General features: G+C 65.6%; 16 protein-coding genes. 8 read left to right on the forward strand and 8 right to left on the reverse strand.

Going from position 1 to position 21,153, the window contains the following annotated elements; genetic code table 11:
• Window positions 1-168 precede the first annotated feature (168 nt).
• From KP010_RS11455 to KP010_RS11465, 3 genes are all read left to right on the forward strand, one after another.
• Window positions 169-690, forward strand: a complete 522-nt coding sequence (locus tag KP010_RS11455; protein WP_108918403.1) for a Dps family protein — start codon at window positions 169-171, stop codon at window positions 688-690.
• A 110-nt stretch (window positions 691-800) separates the two neighbouring features.
• Window positions 801-3,458, forward strand: coding sequence for an aminopeptidase N (gene pepN / locus KP010_RS11460; protein WP_142863419.1), 2,658 nt, complete (start codon window positions 801-803; stop codon window positions 3,456-3,458).
• A 117-nt stretch (window positions 3,459-3,575) separates the two neighbouring features.
• Window positions 3,576-5,864 (forward strand): HAMP domain-containing sensor histidine kinase, encoded by a 2,289-nt coding sequence (locus KP010_RS11465; RefSeq protein ID WP_216280892.1) that lies wholly within the window; start codon window positions 3,576-3,578, stop codon window positions 5,862-5,864.
• Window positions 5,865-5,903: 39 nt separating this feature from the next.
• On the opposite strand, the gene KP010_RS11470 is transcribed toward KP010_RS11465, so the two are convergent.
• Window positions 5,904-6,269, reverse strand: a complete 366-nt coding sequence (locus KP010_RS11470; protein ID WP_216280893.1) for a hypothetical protein — start codon at window positions 6,267-6,269, stop codon at window positions 5,904-5,906.
• Between the two features lie 32 nt (window positions 6,270-6,301).
• Window positions 6,302-7,867, reverse strand: coding sequence for a radical SAM protein (locus KP010_RS11475; protein WP_216280894.1), 1,566 nt, complete (start codon window positions 7,865-7,867; stop codon window positions 6,302-6,304).
• Between the two features lie 316 nt (window positions 7,868-8,183).
• Here KP010_RS11475 and KP010_RS11480 point away from each other — a divergent pair, with 316 nt between their 5' ends.
• From KP010_RS11480 to KP010_RS11490, 3 genes are read left to right on the forward strand one after another with little or no spacing between them, the layout of a single operon-like run.
• On the forward strand, window positions 8,184-8,600 hold the full coding sequence (locus tag KP010_RS11480) for an SxtJ family membrane protein (protein WP_216280895.1): 417 nt from the start codon (window positions 8,184-8,186) through the stop codon (window positions 8,598-8,600).
• A gap of 34 nt (window positions 8,601-8,634) precedes the next feature.
• The gene (locus KP010_RS11485; protein ID WP_166141878.1) at window positions 8,635-8,781 is read left to right on the forward strand and encodes a DUF5989 family protein; all 147 of its coding nucleotides are present in this window, start codon (window positions 8,635-8,637) and stop codon (window positions 8,779-8,781) included.
• A 6-nt stretch (window positions 8,782-8,787) separates the two neighbouring features.
• On the forward strand, window positions 8,788-10,623 hold the full coding sequence (locus KP010_RS11490; protein WP_216280896.1) for a carbamoyltransferase: 1,836 nt from the start codon (window positions 8,788-8,790) through the stop codon (window positions 10,621-10,623).
• Between the two features lie 46 nt (window positions 10,624-10,669).
• Here KP010_RS11490 and KP010_RS11495 read toward each other — a convergent pair whose 3' ends face one another.
• The 3 genes from KP010_RS11495 to KP010_RS11505 form a co-directional block, all read right to left on the reverse strand.
• Window positions 10,670-12,109, reverse strand: coding sequence for an ATP-binding protein (locus KP010_RS11495; RefSeq protein WP_216280897.1), 1,440 nt, complete (start codon window positions 12,107-12,109; stop codon window positions 10,670-10,672).
• Window positions 12,093-12,776, reverse strand: a complete 684-nt coding sequence (locus KP010_RS11500; RefSeq protein WP_108918421.1) for a response regulator transcription factor — start codon at window positions 12,774-12,776, stop codon at window positions 12,093-12,095. Before KP010_RS11500 ends, KP010_RS11495 begins: the two co-directional genes overlap by 17 nt.
• A gap of 334 nt (window positions 12,777-13,110) precedes the next feature.
• Window positions 13,111-14,694: a Do family serine endopeptidase gene (locus KP010_RS11505; RefSeq protein ID WP_216280898.1), complete on the reverse strand. Its 1,584-nt coding sequence runs from the start codon at window positions 14,692-14,694 to the stop codon at window positions 13,111-13,113.
• Window positions 14,695-14,962: 268 nt separating this feature from the next.
• Between KP010_RS11505 and KP010_RS11510 the strand changes: the two genes are divergently transcribed.
• Both KP010_RS11510 and corA read left to right on the forward strand, forming a co-directional pair.
• On the forward strand, window positions 14,963-15,379 hold the full coding sequence (locus KP010_RS11510; RefSeq protein ID WP_216280899.1) for a regulator: 417 nt from the start codon (window positions 14,963-14,965) through the stop codon (window positions 15,377-15,379).
• A 58-nt stretch (window positions 15,380-15,437) separates the two neighbouring features.
• Window positions 15,438-16,451 (forward strand): magnesium/cobalt transporter CorA, encoded by a 1,014-nt coding sequence (gene corA, locus KP010_RS11515; protein WP_142863412.1) that lies wholly within the window; start codon window positions 15,438-15,440, stop codon window positions 16,449-16,451.
• Between the two features lie 50 nt (window positions 16,452-16,501).
• On the opposite strand, the gene grpE is transcribed toward corA, so the two are convergent.
• The 3 genes from grpE to gshB are packed head-to-tail and all read right to left on the reverse strand — an operon-like array spanning window position 16,502 to window position 20,946.
• A complete protein-coding gene (gene grpE, locus KP010_RS11520) occupies window positions 16,502-17,107 on the reverse strand; it encodes a nucleotide exchange factor GrpE (protein WP_216280900.1) in 606 nt (201 codons plus the stop codon).
• Between the two features lie 55 nt (window positions 17,108-17,162).
• Entirely contained in the window at window positions 17,163-19,997 is a 2,835-nt protein-coding gene (locus tag KP010_RS11525; protein ID WP_216280901.1) for a [protein-PII] uridylyltransferase, read from the reverse strand.
• On the reverse strand, window positions 19,990-20,946 hold the full coding sequence (gene gshB / locus KP010_RS11530; protein ID WP_142863420.1) for a glutathione synthase: 957 nt from the start codon (window positions 20,944-20,946) through the stop codon (window positions 19,990-19,992). Before gshB ends, KP010_RS11525 begins: the two co-directional genes overlap by 8 nt.
• Window positions 20,947-21,153 lie beyond the last annotated feature (207 nt).

The following is a 21,153-nucleotide window of genomic DNA, read 5'->3' on the forward strand; positions in this document are numbered from 1 at the left end:
AGCCCGCCGAGCCGCTCGAAAACGAGCTCCCCAGCGCCTCCGCCGGCTGACGGCGCGCGACGATCCGTCTCGGCCCCGCCAAAAAATCCGCGCCGAGCCATGGGAAGCCGCGCGCGCCGGCATATCTGGTCATAGCGATCCAGCCCTCCGCTCGAGGAGAAAATCGCAATGACCAATCGTGAACTGCGCTCCCGCCAAAAGGCCGCGCTCGAGACGCCGACCTGCTTCTCGCCCGAGGCGACGCGCGACCTCGCCGGCGCGCTCAACGCTCTGCTGGCGGATGTCTTCGCTCTCTATCTGAAGACGAAGAATTTCCATTGGCACGTCTCCGGCCCGCATTTTCGCGACTATCATCTGCTGCTCGACGAGCAGGGCGCGCAGATTTTCGCGACGACGGACGAGCTCGCCGAGCGGGTGCGCAAGGTCGGCGGCGTGACGCTGCGCTCCATCGGCCACATAGCGCGGCTCCAGCGCATCCTCGACAATGACGCCGATTATGTCGATCCGCAGGACATGCTGGCCGAGCTGCGCGACGACAATAACGCGCTGGCGGCGCGGATGCGCGAGGCGCATTCCCTCTGCGACGAGCGCGGCGACGTCGCCACCGCGAGCCTGCTCGAGAATTACATCGACGAGGCCGAAAGGCGTGTCTGGTTCCTCTTCGAGGCCGGCCGTCGCGGCAACGCCTGACGCAAATCGTCGGCGGCGGCTCTCTTCTCCTGCTGCTTGCCTCGCCCGTTTTCCCTAGCCCGTTGCGAAGGCGCGCCGCCGCGTGTAGGTGTGACGTGCATCGAGGTCCCATGCGCAACCCACCCCCTCAGGCCGTCCGCCTCGCCGACTATCGCCCGCCCGCGTTTCTGATCGACGCGGTCGATCTCGATATTTCGCTCGATCGCAGCAAAACGCGTGTCGCCGCGCGCCTCGCGATCAGGCGCAATCCGGCCGGACAGGCCGGCGCGCCGCTCGCGCTCGACGGCGACGGATTGATCTTGCGGCGCGTCGCGCTCGATGGCGCGCCGCTCGCGCCCGAGGCTTATGAGGCGACGCCCGATTCCTTCCTGCTGCGCGCCCCGCCCGAGGGGCCCTTCACGCTGGAGATAGAGACCGAGGTCGATCCTTCGGCCAATACGCAATTGAGCGGCCTCTATCGCTCCGGCTCCGCCTATTGCACGCAATGCGAGGCGGAGGGCTTTCGCCGCATCACCTATTTCCTCGACCGGCCCGATGTGCTGAGCGTCTATACGACGCGCATAGAGGCCGATAAGAGCGAAGCCCCGGTTCTGCTCGGCAATGGCAATCCGATCGCCTCGGGCGATCTCGACGGCGGCCGGCATTTCGCGATCTGGCGCGATCCTTTCCCCAAGCCCTGTTATCTCTTCGCCCTCGTCGGCGGCGATCTGGGCCATATTTCCGAGACCTATCGCACGAGTTCCGGCCGCGATGTGGAGCTCGCCATCTATGTCGAGCGCGGCAAGGAGCCCTTCGCCTCTTATGCGATGGATTCGCTGGTGCGCTCCATGCGCTGGGACGAGCAGGCCTTCGGCCGCGAATATGATCTCGACGTGTTCAACATCGTCGCCGTCTCCGATTTCAACATGGGCGCGATGGAGAACAAGGGCCTCAACATATTCAACGACAAATATGTTCTGGCCTCGCCGGAGACCGCGACCGACTCCGATTACGCCGGCATAGAGTCGGTGATCGCCCATGAATATTTCCACAATTGGACCGGCAATCGCATCACCTGCCGCGACTGGTTCCAGCTGTGCCTGAAGGAAGGGCTGACCGTCTATCGCGATCAGGAATTCTCTGCGGACCAGCGTTCTCGCGCGGTAAAGCGCATTTCCGACGTGCGCGGCCTGCGCGCGCAGCAATTTCCCGAGGACGCCGGCCCGCTCGCCCATCCGGTGCGGCCGAGCCTCTATCACGAGATCAATAATTTCTACACGGCCACAGTCTATGAGAAGGGCGCCGAGATCGTCCGCATGTTGAAGACGCTGATCGGCGAGGCCGATTTCCGTCGCGGCATGGACCTCTATTTCGCGCGTTTCGATGGAACGGCGGCGACGGTGGAGGATTTCCTCGCCTGTTTCGCCGAAGCCTCCGGCCGCGACCTCGCGCAATTTTCGCTCTGGTACGAGCAGGCCGGCACGCCGCAAATCTCAGTGCAGAGCGACTATGACGCTGCCGCCAAGACTTTCACGCTCGCCCTCGAGCAGTCGACGCCGCCGACGCCCGGCCAGAGCGAGAAAAAGCCTTTCGTCATTCCGCTCGCGCTCGGCCTCATCGGCGAGAATGGCGACGAACTGACGCTGTCCGCAGCGCCCGGCGAGACCGGCGCGAGCGGCGAGGAATGCGCGCGCGGCGTCGTCGAGCTCTCGACGCCAAAACGGAAGATCGTGTTCGAGAATGTCCCCTCGCGGCCGGTGGCGTCGCTGCTGCGCGGCTTCTCCGCGCCCGTGCGCCTCGCGCCGCCGCAATCGGCGGAAGACCTCGAGCGGCTGCTCGCCCATGACAGCGATTCCTTCAATCGCTGGCAGGCGGCGCAGAGCCTCGCGCTGCGTTCCGTCTTCGCCCGCGTCGAGGCCGCCCGCGGCGGCGAGGGCGTCGACGACAAGGCCTTTTTCGACGCGCTGAAACGGCTCGTCGAGGCGGGGGAGGGCGATCCGAGCCTCGTCGCCCAGGCGCTCTCTCTGCCGTCCGAGATCGACATCGCGCGCGAGATGGGCAAGGACGTCGATCCCGATGTGATCTATTCCGCGCGCTCCGGCCTGAAGCGCGATCTCGGCCGCTTTCTGGCGCCGGCGCTCGCCGAGGCGCACGCGCGCTTCGCGCCGCAGGAGGGTTTTTCGCCGGACGCCGCCAGCGCCGGCCGGCGCGCCATGCGCAATGTCGCGCTCGATCTTCTCGCAGCGGGCGATCCGGCCTCGGGCGGTCCGCTGGCCGAGCGGCAATTCGCCGAGGCGACGAATATGACCGACCGCATCTGCGCGCTGGCGACGCTGTCGCATCTTCCGGGCGCCGCGCGCGAGGACGCTTTCGCCGCCTTCTACGAGCGCTACCGAAAAGATCATCTCGTCGTCGACAAATGGTTCGCTCTGCAATCGACGATTCCGGAGGTCGAGACGACGGCGCGCGTCGCGCGGCTGATGGCGCATGAGGACTTCTCGCTCGCCAATCCCAATCGCGTGCGCGCGGTGGTCGGATCCTTCGCCAATGGCAATCCGACGCGTTTCCATGCGCTGGACGGCTCCGGCTATGCGCTGCTGGAGCGCGTCGTGCTGGAGCTCGACCCCAAAAATCCGCAGCTCGCCGCGCGCCTGCTCTCGGCGCTGCGCTCCTGGCGCTCGCTGGAGGAGCGGCGGCGTAAAATCGCCGAGACGACGCTGCGCCGCATTCTCGCGACGCCCGATCTCTCCGCCGATGTTTCGGACATAGCGACGCGCGCGCTCGGCTGAGCGTTTACGTCCTTTTAAGGTCTGGACAAAAGCCCTCCGCCGGATTCGAATGGTGCTGATTCGGGGCGGGATGCGGCGCGTTTTTCCCCCTCTTCGACAAACGCGGGGACTTACGAAATGGCGCGTGGACGCGCGGCCAATACGACGACTTGCGCCGATTCCTCATGGAGCGCTGCGGGCTCCGCGAGCATCGGCCGGGCGATCGCGCAACAGCTGAGCGCGCGGCGCGCGACTGTCGCGCTCGGCGCCTGCGCTCTCGCGCTCGGCGCGCTGCTTCTCCTGCTGGCGGAGGCGGCGCATGAGCGCATATTGATCGAGGCGGCGCAGGAGCTCGAGATTTTCGCGCGCGCCGTCTCCCGCGACGTCGAGGCGAGCGCGCGCGGCGGGGCGGCGGCGCTGCCCGATTACGCCGCGATGCGCGGACGCCGCGTCGCCGTCGCCGACGCGTCCGGCCGGATCGTCGCCGCGACAGCGCCGCTCGACGCCTCCGGCGCGCTCGCCGGCCTGCTCGGCGCCGAGCAGATATTGACCGAATTCGCCGATAAGGCGGGAGTGATGCGCGTCACTCTGGCCGATGGCCGCAAGGCGCTCGCTACTGTGCGCAATCTGGCGCCCACGGCGGGGCAAGGCGCGGGACAAGTCGCGGCGATCTTGCCTTATGACGCGGCCCTCGCCGATTGGCGCTGGTCGGTCGCGCGCAATGCGGCGCTCGCCGCGGCGGCCGCGCTGGCGACGACGCTCGGCCTCGTCGCCTTTCGGCGGCAGGCGCGCCGCGCCGCGCTCGCCGAGCGCGCGCAGATCGATCTACGCCGGCGCGTCGACGCCGCGCTCGGCTCCGGCCGCTGCGGCCTTTGGGATTGGGACATTGCGCGCGGGCGCATTCATTGGTCGCAATCCATGTTCGCGCTGCTCGGCCTCGATCCGCAACCGCGCTCGCTCTCCTTCGGCGAATTGAAGACGCGTCTGCATCCGCAGGACGGCGATCTCATCGCCATTGTCGAGACCATCGTCGCCTCCGGCTCGCGCGGCATGGATCACGAATTCCGCATCCGCACTGCGCGCGGCGACTTTTTGTGGCTGCGCGCCTGCGCCGAATTGATCGACGATGCGCAGGGCGGCAAGCGCCTCGTCGGCGTCGCCGTCGACATTTCCGAGCAGCGCGCGCTGGCGGAAGGCGCCGCCACCGCCGATATGCGGCTGCGCGACGCCATAGAGACGATCTCCGAGGCCTTCGTGCTGTGGGACGCGCATAATCGGCTCGTCGCCTGCAATTCGAAGTTTTTGGCGCTGCACGGCCTCGCCGCCGAGGCGGCGGCGCCCGGCGCGAGCTATGCGCGCATCATGGCGAGCGCTTCCGCCGCGCTCGCCGAGACGCAGATCGTCTCCGACGAGGCCGTGACGGCGAGCGAGCGCACCTATGAGGCGCGACTCGCCGACGGCCGCTGGCTGCAGATCAGCGAGCGCCGCACCAAGGACGGCGGCTATGTCTCCGTCGGCGCCGACATCACGACGTTGAAGCGCAATCAGGAGAAGCTCATCGACTCCGAGCGCCGGCTGACGGCGAGCGTCACCGATCTCTTGAAATCGCGGCAGACGCTGGAGGCGCAGGCGCAGCAGCTGGCGACGCTGGCCGAGCAATATCATCTGCAGAAGGGCGAGGCGGAGGCGGCCTATCAGGCCAAGTCCGAATTCCTCGCCAATATGAGCCATGAGCTGCGCACGCCGCTCAACGCCATCATCGGCTTTTCGGAGATGATGCAGGCGCAGGTGTTCGGCGAGCTGGGCTCGACCAAATATGTCGAATATTGCAACCATATCCATCAGGGCGGCCGCTATCTGCTCGATGTGCTGACCGACATTCTCGACATGTCGCGCCTCGAAGCCGGCCGCGTGCGGCTCGACCAGCGCGAGGTGGACGTCTCCGGCGCCGTGCGCGCCACGGTGGAGCGGTACCGCCATAGCGCCGAGACGAAGCGCGTCGAGATCAGCGTCGACGCCTGCGACGGGCTTCGCTGCTATGGCGATCATGACGCGATCGTCAAATCGATCGGCGTGCTCGTCTCCAACAGTCTGAAATTCACCACGGCCGGCGGCGCCGTGCGCGTGCGAGCGCGCCGGCTCGCGCGCTCGGTCGCCATTTTCGTCGAGGACGATGGCTGCGGCATAGAGAAGGCCGCCATCCCCAAGCTCGGCCGCCCCTTCGAGCAGCCGATCGCCGTCATCGAAAATGGCATGAAAGGCTCCGGCCTGGGCCTCGCCATAGCGCGCTCGCTGATCGCGCTGCATGGCGGCGCGCTGCGCATCCGCTCGCATGTGGGCATCGGCACGATCGCGATGCTCCGCATTCCGGTGCGGCCGACGACGCGGGCGATTTCGGCGCAAGGCGCGCGGACGTCGCTGCACTGAGCGTCGTAGCCGCGGCTCGCGAGCGGCGTTAGTGGGCGCTCAGCTTTTCTCGGCGTCGGTCGAATAGACCGATATCTCGATTTCATCGACGGCGCGGCCGATCGTCCTCATGAATTCGGACGGCAGCACAAAGTTTCGCGTCATTGCGTCATGATCGAAATAGACAGCGACATTCGCCGAAACCGATAGCTCGGCGAGAGAGCGCAGTTCTCCGATCGCGCGCAAAAATTTCGACAGCGTCTCTTCGCTGGCGAGGATATGATCGGCCGCGAAAGAAACGAGGTCTCTCTCCGCCGTTGCGACATTCCGCAATGGAGCGACGCCCCAGTCCAATTTTCCGAGATCGGAATGGGGCCGTTCGACGCGCAGCCACAAAACGATGTCCGGCAATTCGACTTCCACCATCGCGCGACGTTTCTCCGACCGCTGCTCTTACGTCACTCCGCCGCGGCCTCCGCCATCTCTCGCCGCGGCGGCGCATAGGCGAGCTGCGGCTCCCAATAATTGCCGCGGTCGAACATGTGCCGCGCCTGCGCATATTGGAACATGATGCGGCCGACGATCTTCGCCGTCGCCGGCTTGCGCAGCGCCGCGCCCCACACTTTGTTCCACATGCGCCCCTCGGCGTCGCCGAGACGTCGCACCTCGCCGGCGATCTCTATCGCCTGCCGCTCCACCTCGCGGAATCTCTCGAATTCGGGCAGCGTCTCGCCGCCGAGGTCGCGCGCGCGGCCGAAGTTCTGAATGAAATTCAACATGCGCTCGCCGAACGCGGAGGGCGAATAGAGCGCGTTGCAGAGATTGTGCAGGCCAGAGTTGAGCTCCTCCATACTCATCGTCACCGGGCGAATATTGGAGCCCCAGGGCACCGCCTGCGTCTCCACTGTGCCTTGCAGCAGGCGCCCCTCGGCCGTGATGCGCTCGAAGAGCGGCGTCGCCTCCGAAGCCATCAGCGCGCCGAGGCTGAAGATGGGGATCGGCGTCGACATGGCGAATTCATATTGCTGTGAAAACACATTCGGCCCGTCGTGATCGAAGCCGACGATCATGCCGCCCATCACCGAAATGCCGCGGTCGATGAGCTTCTGCACCTCGCTCGGAATATCGATCTTCAAATTCTGCTTCTTGCCGGTCTCGCGCAGGCTGTCGAGATTGGGCGTCTCTATGCCGATGAACACTTGATGCACGCCGGCTTCGACCAGCATATCCATCAGCTCCGCGTCGCGCGTCGCGTCGATGGAGATTTGCGTGACGAAATCCATATGGTGGCCATTGCGCCGCCAATGCGCCATCGCCTCCAGCAGCTCCTTGCAATGGGCGCGATAGGCGGTGAAATTGTCATCCGCCAAGAATGTCGCGCGAAAGCCATGCGCCCAAAGAGCGTCGAGCTCGGCGATCACATTGGCGATCGGCTTGTGACGCTGCTTGCGGCCGAGATATTGGATGACGTCGCAGAATTCGCATTCGAACGGACAGCCGCGCGATGTCTGCACGGCGCCGAGCATGGCGCGATGATTGGGATAGAGATCCCAACGTGGGATCGGGCTCGTCGCCAGCGAAGGCTTGTCGCCGATGTAGCGATCGCGCGGACGCCCACGGCGCAGATCGGCGAAGAGCTCGTCGGCGATCTCCTCGATCTCGCCGCTCACCAGCACGTCGCAATGCGCGGCGAGATGATCGGGGCTGAGGCTGGCGTATGGCCCGCCGATGATGACCTTCTTGCCACGGCGACGAAATTCGTCGGCGATGGCGATCATGCGACGACGCTGGCTCACCTTGCCGGTGATGCAAATCCAATCCGCCTCATGATCGAAATTCACGGGCGCGACGCCCTCGTCGCTGATCTCGATCGCGAAATCGCGCGGCGCCATTGCGGCGACGGTCGTCGATGAGAGATCGGCCATCATGACGCCCGAGGGCCGGCCGGAGGCGACGAGAATCTCGGCGCCGAAGTAGGTTGGAAAATCTGCAGCGGGATTGATGATATAAAGGGATGAGGTCATTGCAGGCCCCTTTCCGACAACCCATGAATTAAGGTCTTTTTTTTTGTCGCGCGCAAGCCCAAAGCGCGCCGCGGCCTCCTATTTCGCAAGGCGCCGGGCCTTTGCTCGAAGGTAATCCACAGGCTCGCCCGCGCCGCGAGGCCGGGGCGCGAAGTCGTGCGATTGTCGAAACGTCTTGCCGCTCAATCTTCTACATCGATTTGCGGACGCGGATGGGGATACCCCGTAATTGACGCTCCACTTTTCATCGCCTAAGCCTCGCGAGGTTTCGGTGACGACGCGTTTCTACGGTTTTTTTAGGGGATAGCACCATAAGATGACGCATGAAGCCCTCACCTCGGATCGGCCGGTCGAGCTTGGTTCCGATCGCTCCTTCGGCTTGGTGATCGCCGCCGCGCTGACCATTTTGGCGCTGGCGCCGATGTGGCGAAACGACTCTCCGCATCTTTGGGCGCTCGCGGTCGCTGCGGTTTTCGCAGCCTTCGCCATTATCGCGCCGAAGCGGCTCGCAGCGCTCAATGATCTGTGGCTCGCCTTCGGATCGACGCTTCACAAAATCGTCAATCCGATCGTCATGGCCGTAATGTTCTTCGGCGTGCTGACGCCGATCGCAACTCTCTTTCGGCTGCGCGGGCGTGATCCGCTCGCGCTGCGCTTCGACCATGCGGCGGAGAGCTATTGGACGCTGCGCGGCGATGCGGACGGCGCCTCCGACATGCGCAAGCAATTCTGACCGGAAAAGCAATTTCTGACAGGAGACGAATGCGATGGATATGGTTCTCGAGCTGTGGGATTTCGTCGCGAGTCGCAAGAAATATTGGATGGCGCCTGTGCTCGGCGTGATGATGCTGCTCGGCGGGCTGATGCTGCTGCAGGGAACGGCGGTCGCTCCTTTCATCTACACGCTGTTCTGATCGCTCGTGCGAATTCTGGGCGTTTCCGCCTTCTATCACGACAGCGCGGCCGCGTTGATCGAGGATGGACGCATCGTCGCCGCCGCGCAGGAAGAGCGCTTCTCTCGCGTCAAGCATGATGCGCGCTTCCCCGCCAACGCCATCGACTATTGCCTCGCCGCCGCCGGCCTCGAGGCGAAGGACATCGATCACGTCGCCTTCTACGACAAGCCCTTCGTGAAGTTCGAGCGTCTGCTCGAGACATACACCACCTTCGCGCCGCGCGGGTTTCAGTCCTTCGCGACCGCTCTGCCGGTGTGGCTGCGCGACAAGCTGTTTCAAAAATCTCTGCTCGCGCAAAAGCTGAAGCATCATGCGCCCAATGTCGATTGGCGCGCGCGTCTCCTCTTCGCCGAGCATCATCTCAGCCATGCGGCGAGCGCCTTCTATCCCTCGCCCTTCGACGAGGCCGTCGTGCTGACCATGGACGGCGTCGGCGAATGGGCGACGACGTCGGTCGCCTTCGGCGAGGGCGCGAAGCTCGCCCTGCAGCGCGAATTGCGCTTTCCGCATTCGCTCGGCCTGCTCTATTCGGCCTTCACCTATTACACGGGATTCAAGGTCAATAGCGGCGAATATAAGCTGATGGGCCTCGCGCCCTATGGCGAGCCGAAATTTGCGAGCCTCATTCTCGATCACATCGTGGATCTGAAGAAGGACGGCACATTCCGTCTCGATCAATCCTATTTCGATTATTGCACAGGGCTGCGCATGACGAGCGAGAAGCTGCATCGCCTGTTCGGCGGTCCGCCACGCGCGCCGGAAGAGCAGCTGACGCAGCGCCATATGGACATAGCCGCGTCGATCCAGGCGGTGACGGAGGAGATCGTGCTGCGCCTGACGCGCGCGCTGGCGGCGGAGACGGGCGCGCGCAATCTCTGCCTCGCCGGCGGCGTCGCGCTCAATTGCGTCGCCAATGGCAAAGTGCTGCGCGACAAGAGCTTCGAGCGCATTTGGATTCAGCCGGCGGCCGGCGACGCCGGCGGCGCGCTCGGCGCCGCGCTGCTCGCCTATCATGATTTCAACGGACGTCCGCGCGCCGCGTGCGGCGAAGGCGACGCAATGCAGGGCGCCTATCTCGGGCCGTCCTATTCGCAGAGCGATATAGAGCGTCGCCTCGCCGATAGCGGCGCGCGCTTCACGACGCTCTCGGATGAGGAGACGATCGCCGCCACGGCGCGCGATCTCGCCGATGGCAGGGCGGTGGGATGGTTCCAGGGGCGCATGGAGTTCGGCCCACGCGCGCTCGGCGGGCGCTCCATTCTCGCCGATCCGCGCTCGCCGCAAATGCAGAGGACGCTCAATCTCAAGGTGAAATATCGCGAATCCTTTCGGCCCTTCGCGCCCTCCGTTCTGCGCGAGCATGTCGCCGATTGGTTCGATCTCGACGAGGATTCGCCCTACATGCTGCTCGTCGCCGATGTCGCGACCAAGCACAGGCTCGCGACGCGCGCGGACGACGAGGCGCTGTTCGGCATAGAACGCTTGCAGCGGCCGCGCAGCGTCATTCCTGCAGTGACGCATGTCGATTGCTCCGCGCGCGTGCAGACGGTGCATCGCGAGACCAATCCGCGCTATCACGCGCTGATCTCGGCCTTTCATGTGCGGACCGGCTGTCCCGTGCTGGTCAATACGAGCTTCAATGTGCGGGGCGAGCCGATCGTCTGCAAGCCGGAGGACGCTTTCGCCTGCTTCATGGGCACGGAGATCGAGACGCTCGTCATCGGCAATTGCCATTTGCGCAAGGAGGATCAGGACCAAGCGCTGCGCAAGGACTATAAGGACAGATTCGATCTCGACTGACGTTTTCGCCCGCGGAACCCGCGCGAAACGATCGGCCGAAAATTCGTCACTCCGCCGACGGCGCCTGCGGAACGGCGGGGGAAGGCGCGGCGCTCGGCGCATGGGTCGCCGGGGCCGCGCGCGGCAGCGCCAGCACGACGCGCAGGCCCGGCGCATTGTCTTCTATGCGCAAGGTCCCGCCATGCAGGCGCGCCACCGCGGCGGCGAGCGACAGGCCGAGGCCGGAGCCCGGCCGCGAGCGCGAATTCTCGAGCCGCACGAAACGCCCGATCACGCGGTCGCGGTCCTTCTCCGCTATGCCGGGGCCGCGATCGGAAACCTCGATCTCTATGCTGTCGCCCGCCCGCCGCGCCGCGACGCGCACGACGGCGCCGGGCGCGGCCGCGCCATATTTCAGCGCATTGTCGACGAGATTGACCAGCGCCTGGCCGAGCAGCTCGCGATTGCCGCGCAGCGTCAGCCCGTCGGCGGCGGCGAGCTCTATGCGCGCGTCATGCTCCTCGGCGACGGGCTCGTACATTTCGGCAATATCGGCGGCGACGCGGCCGGCGTCGAAGTCGCTGGAAAAATCGCTGCAATAGCCGGCCTCTGCGCGCGCGATCATCAGCAGCGCGTCGAAAATGCGGATGAGCGCGTCGGATTCCTCGATCATATCGGTCAGCGCGTCGCGATATTGCTCGGCGCCGAGATCGGCGCGCAGCGCGGCGTCGGCACGATTGCGCAGCCGCGTCAGCGGCGTTTTCAGATCATGGGCGATATTGTCGGACACTTCGCGCAGCCCGGTCATCAATTGCTCGATGCGGTCCAGCATGGCGTTGAGATTGGCGCTGAGCCGATCGAGCTCGTCGTCGGCGCCCATCAGCGGCAGGCGCTGCTCGAGATCGCCGGACATGATGCGCCGCGCCGAGGCGGAGAGCTTGTCGAGCCGCGCCAGAATGCGCCGCGCGACGATGAGGCCGCCGAGCGTGCCGATGGCGATCAGCCAGAACAGCGAGGTGACGAGCGCGCGGCGCAATATGCCGTGCAGCAGTCTCCGGTCCTGCAGATCATGGCCGACCAGCAGGCGGAAGCCGCCCGGCAGCTGGAACAGCCGCATCATCGCGCGATGATGGGCGGTGGTTTCGCCGCGGCGCTGATAGCGCGCCTCGACCAGCTCGGATCGATCGGGAAGGTCCGGCGGCAGCGCGGCGATATTGCCGACGATGAGCTCGCCGGAAAATGTCGTCACCAGATAGAGCGAGGCGCCCGGCGTGCGCACGCGGCGCTCGATCACCTCGACGAGCTGGCGTATGCCGCCTTCCGAATATTGCTCGGCGAGACCGCGAATATCGGCGTCGATCGTCTGCGCGGTCTGCTCGTCGAAGAGGTCTTCGACATTGATCTGCACGCGCGTCAGCACAATGGCCGCGCCGATGCCGAACAGCACCAGATAGGCGAGCGACAGCTTGAAGGCCGTCGTGCGGAAGAGTCTAACGAGCGCCTTCACGGATCATATATCCCGCGCCGCGGATCGTGTGCAGGAGCGGCGTCTCGCGTCCCTTGTCGATCTTGGCGCGCAGTCTGGAGATGTGGACGTCGATGACATTGGTCTGGGGATCGAAGTGATAATCCCAGACATTCTCGAGCAGCATGGTGCGCGTCACCACTTGGCCGGCGTGCTTCATCAAATATTCCAGCAGGCGGAACTCGCGCGGCTGCAGCACGATCTCCTGTCCGGCGGCGACGACCTTATGGGCGAGCCGATCGAGCTCGAGATCGCCGACGCGATAGACGGTCTCCTCCGGCTTCGGCCCGCCGCGGCGGCGCGCCAGCGCCTCGACGCGGGCGAGCAGCTCGGAGAAGGCGTAGGGCTTGGACACATAATCGTCGCCGCCGGCGCGCAGGCCGCGCACGCGATCGTCCACCTGGCCGAGCGCGGAGAGGATGAGAGCGGGCGTGTCGATCTTCTGCTCGCGCAGGCCCGAGATGAGCGAGAGCCCGTCGAGCTTGGGCAACATGCGGTCGATGATCAGCACGTCATATTTGCCGTCCGTCGCGGCCGCATAGCCTTCCAGCCCGTCGGCCGCATGGTCGGCGACATGGCCTTGCTCGCGGAACGCCTTCACGAGATAGGCGCCGGCTTCCGAATCGTCCTCGACGATCAATATTCGCATTTCATCCATATAGCGCGCCTCGAATGAAAACGGCAGGCCGGCGAGAACGCGCCGACCTGCCGCGACTGACGCGGCGGGAGAGGAGACGAAACGTCCCCCGCCGCCTTCATGCGCAGCGCCCGCTACACGGGGGGCGGGCAATACGGGCCCCGCGCAAGAAGCTCTGGGAATCCACCCTCTCCTTTCGGGGGAGGGGCGGACTGCGGAGCAATCCGGGGTGGGGTTCCGCGGCGAAGACTCGTGGCGTCGCCCCCTCCCGAGCGCCTGCGGCTATCGACCTCCTCCCTAGTGGGGGAGGTGGAATTGCCTTTCCGGCGCCTGTCCTCGTTCATCGTCAGGACGCCGGATTGACCGAGAGCGCGACAAAACGCGCCCCTTCCGGCGATTTCACGCGCAGCAGCACCGATTTGCGGCCCTCTTTCTTGGCCGAGTCGATCGCCGCCTGCAGATCGCCGCGCGCCTTCAAAGCCTGGCCATTGGCCTCGACGATCACATCGCCCTGGCGCAGCCCCTTCTGGGCGGCGGCGCCATTGGGGTCGATGCCGACGATGATGAGTCCCTCGCCGCCGCGGCCGCCGCGCACTTCCGCGGCCGGCGCCACTTCAATGCCATAGGCGGCGAGCGCCGCGCCGGGCTCGACGCCGTCGTCATTGGGCTCGGCGGCGGCGGCCTCCTTCTCGCTCGGCAGCTTGCCGAGTTTCAGCTTCACGCTCTTCTCGGCGCCATTGCGCAGATAGGTGAGCTCAGCGCTCTTGCCGGGGCCGAGCGTCGCGATGCGGCGGGCGAGATCGCGCGGTCCGTCGACCTTCTGGCCGTCGACCGCGACGACGACGTCGCCGGCCTTGAGCCCCGCCGCTTCCGCCGGCCCGCCGCGCTGCGGTTGCGCGATCAGCGCGCCCTTGTTGTTTTTGAGCCCCAGGCTCTCGGCGATTTCCGGCGTGATCGGCTGAATGGCGACGCCGATCCAGCCGCGCGCCACCTGGCCCTTGTCCTTGAGCGCGGCGATCACATCCTTGGCGACCTCTGAAGGAATGGCGAAGCCTATGCCGACCGAGCCGCCGGAGGGCGAATAGATCGCCGTATTGACGCCGATCACCTGACCACGCTCGTCGAAAGAGGGGCCGCCGGAATTGCCGCGGTTCACCGGCGCGTCGATCTGGATGAAGTCGTCATAGGGGCCGGCGCCGATGTCGCGGCCGCGCGCCGAGACGATACCCGCCGTCACCGTGCCGCCGAGGCCGAAGGGATTGCCGACCGCGATCACCCAATCGCCGATGCGCGGGCTGGAGCTCGCCCAATCGACATGCGGCAGATTATTGCCGTCATTGATCTTCAGCAGAGCGAGATCGGTGCGCTTGTCGGTTCCGATGATCTTGGCCGGCAGCGTGCGGCCGTCGTCGAAAGTCACCTCCACCTGCGTCGCATGTTCGACGACATGGTTGTTGGTGACGACATAGCCGTCGCCGGTGATGATGAAGCCGGAGCCCAGCGCCTGCGTCATATGCTTTTGTCGCCCGCGTCCTCCCGGAGGCTCGCCGAAATGGCGGAAGAAGCGATAGAGCGGATCGTCCGGCGAAAGCTCGGGCGGCATTCCGGGAAAGCCTTCCTCCGGGCCGCCGCCGGCCTCCAGCGCCTTGGTCTTGATCGCGACCACGGCCGGCTTCACCCGCTCGACGATATCGGCGAAAGATTGCGGGCCGACGGCCGCAGCCCCGCTCTGGCCGGTGCTCTGCGTCTGCGTCTGGGTCGCCGGGGCCTGGCCCCAGGCGAAGGTCTGCGCCGGCAGCAGCGTCGCGCCGAGCGCGAGCGCAGCGGCGCCGGACATCAGCGCGAGACGAAACGGGCGCCCTTCCGGGCGACGCCAGCGCGCCGTTCGGGTCGTGGCGAGAACTCGACGAAAAATCACCGGCAAGGTCATCGAACCGTCTCCATCGTCTGCCCCTCGAGCGGGGCCGGGGGCGCGGCGGGGCCTCCGCCTGTCGACGATGAAGATGGCGTTCGCGAGCTTACGCCACAGTGGCCCGCGCATGAAACTTTCGTAAGGCCGCGCGGGGCGCGGCGTGAGCTCGGGCGAACAAAGGCCGCGGGAAAATCGCCCGGGAAGGCGAAGGCGCCCGTCCGTGGGCGGCGCGCTGGGCGGCGCGGCACAATTCGGCGGGTCTCAATCGCGAGACGGGAGGATGAAAATGTCGAATTTCGCTTTCGACGACAGCAACATCGAGTGGCGGAGGCTCGAGGGGGTGGATCACCTCTGGCTCTCCGTGCGCGACATAGACGACGAGGCCGGGATCGTCCATGTTCTGTACAAATTCGCCGCCAATGAGAAAATCCTGCTGCATCGTCACAAGACGGTCAACAAGACCTTCGTGATCCAGGGCGAGCATCGCCTCTATCACGCCGATGGCGAGCTAAAGGAGATCCGGCCGGTGGGCAGCTACAAGGTCAGCCCGCCGTCGGAAGATCCGCACAGGGAAGGCGGCGGCGATCAGGACGTGATCGTGTTCTTCACCATCTATGGCAAGGGCCTGCTCTACGAAATTTTGGACGATGCGCAGAATGTCGTCGCGCCGCTCACCGTGGAAGATTTTCGCGCTCTATTGTGAGGGGCGGGCGCGGAGGCGTCGATTGCCTTCATCGGCGGCGGCGATTAGATCGTCGCCGATGTCGAACGTCCCGACGAGGCCCAACATGAATGCATCGATCGAGCCCGGCGTCGTCGCAGCCGCCGTCTATGCGGATGGCCGCCGGCTTCAGGACATAGCGATAGAGGAAGCCGGCGACTTCGCCGCGCGTCCCGGCCATGTCGTGTGGATCGGCCTCTATGAGCCGTCCTTCGAGCTGCTCGCGCGCGTGCAGCGGCAATTCGATCTGCATCCTCTGGCGATAGAGGACGCCGGCAAGGCGCATCAATATCCCAAGCTCGAGCAATATGGCGACGGTCTGTTCATCGTCGCGCGCACCGCGCAGATGGAGAATGGCCGCATCGCCTTCGGCGAGACGCATCTCTTCGTCGGCAAGGGCTATGTGCTGTCGATCCGCCACGGCGCCTCCAGCTCCTACGCGCATGTGCGCGAGCGTTGCGAGGCGGCGCCGCATGGGCTCTCCGAGGGCGAGGATTACATCGTCTACGCCATACTCGATTTCATCGTGGACAATTACTTTCCCGTGCTGGCGACGATCAATGCGGAAGTCGAAGCGATAGAGGATCACATTCTCGCGCGATCGCTGGACCGGGCTCATGTCGATCGGCTCTATGCGCTGCGCCGCGATCTCTTGCGGCTCGGCAATGCGGTCGCGCCGCTGGTCGATGTCTGCCAACGCTTGGAGCATACGGAGGTCATGGCGATCGACGCCGCCATGCGTCCGCATTTTCGCGATGTGACCGACCATATTCTGCGCGTGCGCGAGCAGATCGCCACTTTGCGCGAGGTGCTGGCCTTCGCCTTCGAGGCGAGCCTGATGAACGGCCAGATGCAGCAGACGCATATCACGCGGCGTCTCGCCGCCTGGGCCGCCATTCTCGCCGTGCCGACCGCGATCGCCGGCATTTATGGAATGAATTTCGAGCATATGCCGGAGCTGAAATGGCGCTACGGCTATTTCCTCATTCTCGGCGCGACGGCGGCGATCTGCGCGACGCTCTACTGGCGCTTTCGCCGCAATGATTGGCTGTGACGCGCGGCGTCATCGACGTCGCGCGCGGCCACTCTTGAAAAAAGCGCCGATCAGGCCTTCGGCCCGCCGCGCGCGACGCCGACCTTGGCCGGGCGCAGCACGCGCTCGCCGATCGTATAGCCGGGCTCGACCACTTGCGCGACCGTGCCATTGGGCACGCTCTCGTCCGGTATCTCGAACAGCGCCTCGTGCTGATTGGGGTCGAAGCGCTGGCCCTGCGCCTCGATCTTCTTGACCCCGAAACGGGCGAGGCGGGAGACGAAATCGCGCTCGGTGAGCTCGACGCCCTCGATCAGCGTGCGAATATTCTGCTCGAGGCCTTCGCGCGATTGTTCCGGCACGCTGTCGACGGCGCGGCGCAGATTATCGGCGAAGGTCAGCATCTCGCGGGCGAAATTGGCCACCCCATAGGTCTTGGCGTCGGCGATCTCTTTTTCGGTCCGCCGCCGCATATTCTCCATATCAGCGAGCGTGCGCAGCAGCTTGTCTTTCAAGCTGGCGACCTCGGCGTGGAGATTCTCGAGCTCCGTGAAAGGCTCGGGCTCGGCGATGTCGGATTCCGCCCCCGGCTGCGCCAGGGCGGAGGCGTCGTCGCTCGCCTGCGCCTGACGGGCGCGGGCCTCTTCCTGGGTGTCCTTTTTCTTATCGTCGCTCATGATCTCTTCCATTGGCGATGAAACGCCCCCGATATCAGTGCGGGAGCGCGCAAAATCAAGTCGGGGCGGCGCCCGCGCCCCCGCCGGAGGTCTTTCGCACGCGGAGCGCGAAGACATCCAGCAATTGGCGCTTTATCGCCGCCTGACGCGAGGGCGAGACGATTTTCCCGCCGGTCAGATCGGTCACATAGAAGGCGTCCACAGCCCGCTCGCCGAAGGTGACGATATGAGCGGAGCCGATGTTGAGATTGAGATTGGAGATGGCGTTCGTCAGATCGAAGAGCAGGCCGACGCGGTCGAGGCCGGAGACCTCGATGACGGTCGCCATATTGGCGAAACTATTGTCGATGACGACGCCGGGCGCGATGTCGAAGGCCGTGGTCGCGCCGCGCTGCGCGCTGCGCGCTGCCACCGCCTCGGAAATGGCGATCTCGCCGCGCAGCGCTTTCTCTATGTATTCGGCGACGCGGCGCGCGCGGCGCAATTCGTCGTCGTCGAGCGGAAAGGCGCGCGAGAAGAAGATGGTGTCGAGCGCGAGCCCGTCCGCCGTGGTGAAAATATGCGCGTCGACGATATTGGCGCCGCTCGCGGCGCAGGCGCCGGCGATGATCGACAGCAGGCGCCGATGATCCTGCGCGACGACGGTGAGCTCCACCGCGCCGCTCTTGGTGTCGAGATCGACAGTGGTGACGAGCGGCGTCTTCGTGTCGCTGAGATCGCGCAAGAGCCGGGCGTGGCGGATCTTGCGGGAGAGATCGGCCTTTAGCCAATAGGCGGAATAATGGCGCTGCGCATAGGCGGCGAAATCGGCGTCGCTCCAATCCGCGAGCGCGGCGCGCAGCTCTTCCTTCGCATGGGCGACGCGGCTCTTGCGATCGGCCGCCGAATGGCCGCCGCCGAGCACGACTTCCGTCTCCCAATAGAGCACATTGAGCAGCTGCGCCTTCCAGGCGTCGAGCACGCCGGGGCCGACCGCGTCTATGTCGCACATGGTCAGCACGAGCAGCATTTTCAGCCGCTCCATCGTCTGCACGATGGCCGCGAAATTCTCGATGGTGCGGCGGTCGGAGAGATCGCGGCTCTGCGCTATGCTGGACATCAGGAGATGATGCTGCACCAGCCAGGCGACCGTATCCGTCTCGCCGGGATCGAAGCCGAGCCGCGGACACAGCGAATGCGCTATCTCCGCGCCGGCCTGCGAGTGATCCTCCTTGCGGCCTTTGGCGATATCGTGCAGCAGCAGGCCGAGATAGAGAGTCTTGCGATTGGAGATTGTCGGCAGAATGTCATTGGCGAGCGCGGCCTGTTTCGGCCCGCGGCCGGATTCGAGCGCCGCCAGCGCGCCCACTGCGCGCAATAGATGCTCGTCGACCGTGTAGTGATGATACATGTTGAATTGCATCATCGCGACGATGCGGCCGAATTCGGGAATGAAGCGCCCGAGCACGCCGGTCTCGTTCATGCGCCGCAGCACGGTCTCTGTCGTATTGTGCGACAGCAGAATATCGAGAAACAGGCGGTTGGCCTCTTTGCTCGCGCGCAGCTCGGAATCGATGAGCCGCAGCGAGCGCGTGATGGCGCGCACGGCGTCCGGATGGATGGCGAGCCCATAGCGGTCGGCGGTCCAGAACAGGCGAATGATATTCACCGGATCGCGGCGGAACACGTCTTCGGCCGCGACATTGACGCGGTCGTGCTCGACGATGAAATCATCCGACGGCATTTTGCGCGCGCGCCGTCGCAGCCGGCCGAGCACGCGGTCCAGCATGGCCGGCGGCTTGGCCTCGCGCGCCTCCAGCGCCGCGCAGACGATGGCGGTGAGATCGCCGACATCCTTGGCGACGAGGAAGTAATGCTTCATGAAGCGCTCGGTGCGCGAGAGGCCGGCGCGATCGTGATAGCCGAATTTCGCCGCGAGCATGGGCTGCAGATCGAAGGACAGGCGCTCCTCGGCGCGGCCGGTCGAAAAATGCAGCTGGCAGCGCACGCGCCACAGAAATTCCTCGCAGCGCTGAAACAGCGTCAGCTCGCTGCGCGTGAACAGGCCGGCGGCGACGAGCTCCTCCGGCTCGCGCACGCGATAGACATATTTGGCGATCCAGAACAGCGTGTGCAGATCGCGCAGGCCGCCCTTGCCCTCTTTGACATTGGGCTCGACGAGATAGCGCGAGGAGCCGGCGCGCGAGACGCGCTGGTCGCGTTCGGCCAGCTTGGCGGCGACGAACTCGCGCGCGTCGACGCGCATGATCTCGCGCTCGAAGCTCTCGAGCAGCTCATGAAAGAGATCCGAGCTGCCGAGGATGAAGCGCGCCTCGAGAATGGTGGTGCGGATGGTGATGTCGGCGCGCGCCTGGCGCAGGCATTCGGCGACGGAGCGGCTCGAATGCCCGACCTTCTGCCGCAGGTCCCAGAGCATATAGAGGATCGCCTCGACGACGCTCTCGCCCCAGGGCGTCTGCTTATAGGGAAGCAGGAACAGAAGATCGATGTCGGAGCCGGGCGCCAGAGTGCCGCGCCCATAGCCGCCGACGGCGACGATGGTCAGCCGCTCGCCGAAGGTCGGATTGTCGGCGACATAGACGAAACGCACGACATAATCATAGATCGCGCCGATGATCTCGTCCTCGAGATCGGAGAGATAGCGCGCGCAGACGAGGCCCTTGCCGCCGGATTCGAGATAGGCGCGCGCGATTTCGTGGCTCTCGGCGAGGGCCTTGCGCAAAATCTCGACCACCGCCGCGCGCGGCTCGCCGGGCTTGGCGGCTCTGCTCACGGCGGCGATTTTTTCGCCGAGCGTCGCGCGCACGCCGTCTGCGCTCGGCGCCTCGCTCCGTGCCGGCGGCCGCGGCTCTTCCCGCGCGCGCAGCGCGGCCTTGCGCGCGTCAGCCATTCGCGCGCAGCCTCGCGAGCTTGGCCTCGATCGCGTCGAAGATCGGCGCGGCGAGATCGGGGCCGCCGAGCCGGGAGAGGGCCCGCAGGCCCGTCGGCGAGGTGACGTTGATTTCGGTCAGATTGCCGTCGATGACGTCTATGCCGACGAACAGCAGGCCGCGGGCGCGCAGCGCCGGGCCGAGCCGCGCGCAGATTTCGCGCTCGCGCTCGGTCAGCGCCGTCGAGGCCGCCGCGCCGCCGCGCACCATATTGGAGCGAATGTCGTTCTCCGCCGGAATGCGGTTCACCGCGCCGAGCGGCTCGCCGTCGACGAGCAAAATGCGCTTGTCGCCCTGGCTCACCGCGGGGAGAAAGCGCTGCGCCACCCAGGGCTCGCGGAAGGTCGTGGAAAAGAGATCGAAGAGCGAGCCGAAATTGGGATCGACCGGCGCCACTTTGAACACGCCGGCGCCGCCATGGCCGTAGAGCGGCTTCATGACGATGTCGCCATGCTCGGCGCGGAACGCCTCGATCGCCGCCCGGTCGCGCGTCAGCAGCGTCGGCGGCATCAGATCGGCGAATTCCATCACGAAGAGCTTTTCCGGCGCATTGCGCACGGCGGCGGGATCATTGATGACGAGCGTCCTCGATTGGATCTTCTCGAGGAAATGCGTCGAGGTGATATAGGCGAGGTCGAAAGGCGGGTCCTGGCGCAGCAGCACGACATCGACGCCGGCGAGATCGAGCACGCGCTCCTCGCCGAGCTCATAATAGCGCGCGGAATCGTCGAAGACGGAAATCTCGCGCGCCGGCGCGCTCAGCCGCCCGGCGCCGAGCGAGAGTCTGTCGGGCGTGTAATGCCACAGGCGATGGCCGCGCCTTTGCGCCTCGAGCATCAGCGCGAAGGTCGAATCGCCGGCGAAATTGATTTTTTCGAGAGGGTCCATCTGGACCGCGACGTCGATCATGCTCGCCATGTCTCTTTCGTGGCGCAGCTCGCCCCCGGCGGGCCGCCCCTGAGGAAGTAACGCGTTTCGCCCCGGGGCGAAAGCGCTTCCTCATGTCTCGAGCGGGGCGGGGCGGCGCATTCGCATCCACCCTCCCCTCTAGGGGCAGGGTCGGCCGGCGAAGCCGGACGGGGGGGCTATGAGAAAGACCCGGAGGACATGTTCGTT

It is taken from the genome of Methylosinus sp. KRF6 (assembly GCF_018887255.1).
In the GTDB taxonomy this organism is placed as follows: Bacteria; Pseudomonadota; Alphaproteobacteria; order Rhizobiales; family Beijerinckiaceae; genus Methylosinus; species Methylosinus sporium.

Bases quoted from the DNA above. Each gene is read 5' to 3' on its own strand.
- KP010_RS11455 (WP_108918403.1), top strand. From the start codon at position 169: ATGACCAATCGTGAACTGCGCTCCCGCCAAAAGGCCGCGCTCGAGACG.
- pepN (WP_142863419.1), top strand. From the start codon at position 801: ATGCGCAACCCACCCCCTCAGGCCGTCCGCCTCGCCGACTATCGCCCG.
- KP010_RS11465 (WP_216280892.1), top strand. From the start codon at position 3,576: ATGGCGCGTGGACGCGCGGCCAATACGACGACTTGCGCCGATTCCTCA.
- KP010_RS11470 (WP_216280893.1), bottom strand. From the start codon at position 6,269: ATGGTGGAAGTCGAATTGCCGGACATCGTTTTGTGGCTGCGCGTCGAA.
- KP010_RS11475 (WP_216280894.1), bottom strand. From the start codon at position 7,867: ATGACCTCATCCCTTTATATCATCAATCCCGCTGCAGATTTTCCAACC.
- KP010_RS11480 (WP_216280895.1), top strand. From the start codon at position 8,184: ATGACGCATGAAGCCCTCACCTCGGATCGGCCGGTCGAGCTTGGTTCC.
- KP010_RS11485 (WP_166141878.1), top strand. From the start codon at position 8,635: ATGGATATGGTTCTCGAGCTGTGGGATTTCGTCGCGAGTCGCAAGAAA.
- KP010_RS11500 (WP_108918421.1), bottom strand. From the start codon at position 12,776: ATGCGAATATTGATCGTCGAGGACGATTCGGAAGCCGGCGCCTATCTC.
- KP010_RS11505 (WP_216280898.1), bottom strand. From the start codon at position 14,694: ATGACCTTGCCGGTGATTTTTCGTCGAGTTCTCGCCACGACCCGAACG.
- KP010_RS11510 (WP_216280899.1), top strand. From the start codon at position 14,963: ATGTCGAATTTCGCTTTCGACGACAGCAACATCGAGTGGCGGAGGCTC.
- corA (WP_142863412.1), top strand. From the start codon at position 15,438: ATGTCGAACGTCCCGACGAGGCCCAACATGAATGCATCGATCGAGCCC.
- grpE (WP_216280900.1), bottom strand. From the start codon at position 17,107: ATGAGCGACGATAAGAAAAAGGACACCCAGGAAGAGGCCCGCGCCCGT.
- KP010_RS11525 (WP_216280901.1), bottom strand. From the start codon at position 19,997: ATGGCTGACGCGCGCAAGGCCGCGCTGCGCGCGCGGGAAGAGCCGCGG.
- gshB (WP_142863420.1), bottom strand. From the start codon at position 20,946: ATGATCGACGTCGCGGTCCAGATGGACCCTCTCGAAAAAATCAATTTC.